This window comes from Oleiphilus sp. HI0132 (assembly GCF_001635845.1).
The window spans coordinates 1-1,835 of the sequence record NZ_LWGJ01001269.1 but is presented as its reverse complement, the minus strand read 5'-3'; the positions used below and the strand labels follow the sequence as shown (position 1 = coordinate 1,835).

Annotated in this window: 2 protein-coding genes; one reads left to right on the top strand and one right to left on the bottom strand. The window is 43.2% G+C overall.

Going from position 1 to position 1,835, the window contains the following annotated elements; translation table 11 throughout:
* Nucleotides 1-353: 353 nt before the first annotated feature.
* Complete coding sequence (locus A3766_RS19195; protein ID WP_068512352.1) at nt 354-1,376, top strand: quinone-dependent dihydroorotate dehydrogenase; 1,023 nt, start codon at nt 354-356, stop codon at nt 1,374-1,376.
* Between the two features lie 46 nt (nt 1,377-1,422).
* On the opposite strand, the gene rmf is transcribed toward A3766_RS19195, so the two are convergent.
* A complete protein-coding gene (rmf, locus tag A3766_RS19190) occupies nt 1,423-1,632 on the bottom strand; it encodes a ribosome modulation factor (RefSeq protein ID WP_068509010.1) in 210 nt (69 codons plus the stop codon).
* Nucleotides 1,633-1,835 lie beyond the last annotated feature (203 nt).

Sequence of the window (1,835 nt, the reverse complement as noted above, 5' to 3'; positions counted from 1 at the left end):
TGGTTAAAAAATAATCAGTTTGTGTGTCGCCGCCATTTCTAGCGGGGTTTGACCGTCTTTACTTAAGTTTTCAACAAAGTTATCCACAGAATTGGTGGATAAATGTCAAAAGCGTAATAATGCTTTTGTCTTAACGGGGATTGAATTTAAGTCGCTTTGAAAGTCAACATGCTAGAGGCGGAAATTAGCAAAAAAAATAGTAAAAAATGCAATTTTTTTGCTTGTCTTTTTTTGCCGAATGGACTTGCCAGTATTTTCTTTTCGTTTACCTGTGAACAAGTGTATATAATGAACGCCGATTATGTTTGTCTATAAAATGCACTTGTTAATATTTTTTAAAGTCGGGTCTGTATATGTCTTATTCACTTTTACGAAACTTATTATTTACACTGCCGCCTGAGACAGCTCATGAGCTTTCGTTGGATTGGATGAGCGCGTTCAATCGTTTGGGGTTGATTTCACCATTTTTGCCAGATGTGGTTTCTGACCCAGTCGAAGTGATGGGGGTACAGTTCCCAAACCGAGTCGGTCTCGCAGCAGGTTTGGATAAAAATGCCGATCACATTGATGCGCTGGGCCGAATGGGCTTTGGTTTTGTCGAGGTGGGTACAATCACTCCTCGACCACAACCGGGAAATCCCAAACCTCGTTTATTTCGCCTGAAAGAGAACCAGGCAATTATTAATCGAATGGGCTTCAATAATGAAGGGGTTGAGCACCTGTTGCAGCAGGTTGCAGCGAGTCAGTACAAAAATCCTATTGGAATTAATATTGGGAAGAATTTTGATACGGCTGTTGAGGATGCGAATTCAGATTATATAAAATGCCTTAACGCGGTTTATTCTCGTGCTACCTATATAACTGTAAATGTTTCGTCGCCCAATACGCCCGGCTTGCGTACCCTTCAATTTGGTGAGTCTCTGAACTCTTTGCTTGACGCGATTAAGGAAGAGCAGGCTAAACTGGCAGAGAAGCATGGCCGTTATGTCCCCACTGCAATCAAAATTGCTCCTGATATGACTAACGAAGAGCTTGTGATGGTTGCGCAGTCGCTAAAAGCGCGTGAACTGGATGGTGTAATTGCGGGCAATACTACATTGGCTAGAGAGGCTGTTCAGGGCTACCCCCATGCGCACGAGGCAGGTGGTTTGAGTGGTGCTCCGTTAACGACGCGATCGACCGAGGTGATCTCTCAGCTGAAAGCCGAACTTGGAGAGAGTCTGCCTATTATTGGCGTGGGGGGGGTTATGTGCGGTCAAGATGCGGTGGATAAGATTAATGCCGGGGCAAGCCTGGTACAGATCTATACAGGTTTCATTTATAAGGGGCCTGCTTTAATAAGAGATGCTGCCTTAGCGATTAAGTCGATGCGTTAAGCATAAAAAAAGGCCCTGATGTGGGCCTTTTCAATTTCAATTTTTGCTATGTTGTGATCCCGGGGAGTTTGTGAATACCGGATACTCCAACTAGACCGTCCCAGTTGTCGCCTCTACCTTCACGCCAGCCACTTAGCCAGTTTTGCTTTGCGGTGGTAGTAGAATTAGGGCAGAGAGATTTTGATTTTCCTGTAATGCCTGCTTGATAACCTTTTTTAAATGCTCTTTGATCAATATCACGCTTTTGTCTTTTCATTCGTTATGAACCTCATGAACATGCTTTAAACATTGTTATTTATAAGTAGCGCAGCAACGTTGTACCCGAAGGGGTTACGAAGCTTAAAGGTAATTCAACTCCTATTGAGTGCAAATGAATTGTTATAGTGTTTTGCCGGCGGCAATAAGCTTTGCTTGTCTTTACTGGGCCGGACTTTTAGTTAAGCTAAATTTCTGTCTAAA

Bases quoted from the DNA above. Each gene is read 5' to 3' on its own strand.
- A3766_RS19195 (WP_068512352.1), top strand. From the start codon at position 354: ATGTCTTATTCACTTTTACGAAACTTATTATTTACACTGCCGCCTGAG.
- rmf (WP_068509010.1), bottom strand. From the start codon at position 1,632: ATGAAAAGACAAAAGCGTGATATTGATCAAAGAGCATTTAAAAAAGGT.